This window comes from Megasphaera sp. AF13-6AC (assembly GCF_027685385.1).
In the GTDB taxonomy this organism is placed as follows: Bacteria; Bacillota; Negativicutes; order Veillonellales; family Megasphaeraceae; genus Megasphaera; species Megasphaera micronuciformis.
The window spans coordinates 11,636-12,038 of sequence record NZ_JAQCUN010000034.1 but is presented as its reverse complement, the minus strand read 5'-3'; the positions used below and the strand labels follow the sequence as shown (position 1 = coordinate 12,038).

Here is a 403-nt window from a genome sequence, read left to right as displayed (position 1 = left end):
TGATCCGCTCCCGGGAAGGAACCGAAGGCTGTCTTAGGTACGTCTTTACCGCGCATTTCCAAATACTTGGCCTCCAAAGCCGACTGTGTGTGTGCGGAGTTATCGTCATGACCCAAGCTGAAATAGGTAAATATACCGTTTTTCGCATCATCTATAAGTCTATAGTTAACAGCCATATTCTTCTTGCGACGATTATACCAATCCTGCAAATACTCAAGAGGTACACGACTCATAATTGCAAACCAGTCAGACCGTTCTTCAGGCGTTAACGTTCCCGTATCAGCCTTATTCTGCAAGGCTGCCAACTGGTAAATATCATTGCCCGTCTGCAAATAATAGTCCGGTTCAACACCCTTTCCGCCGGCCCAAGGGCTACGCATAACCGTGCTGAAAACGTAAATAG

At 46.7% G+C, this 403-nt stretch carries 1 protein-coding gene; it reads right to left on the bottom strand.

What is annotated here, in order from left to right:
• On the bottom strand, positions 1-403 hold a 403-nt coding region (locus tag PGX78_RS03325; RefSeq protein WP_270445388.1), incomplete at both ends, for a DUF4127 family protein.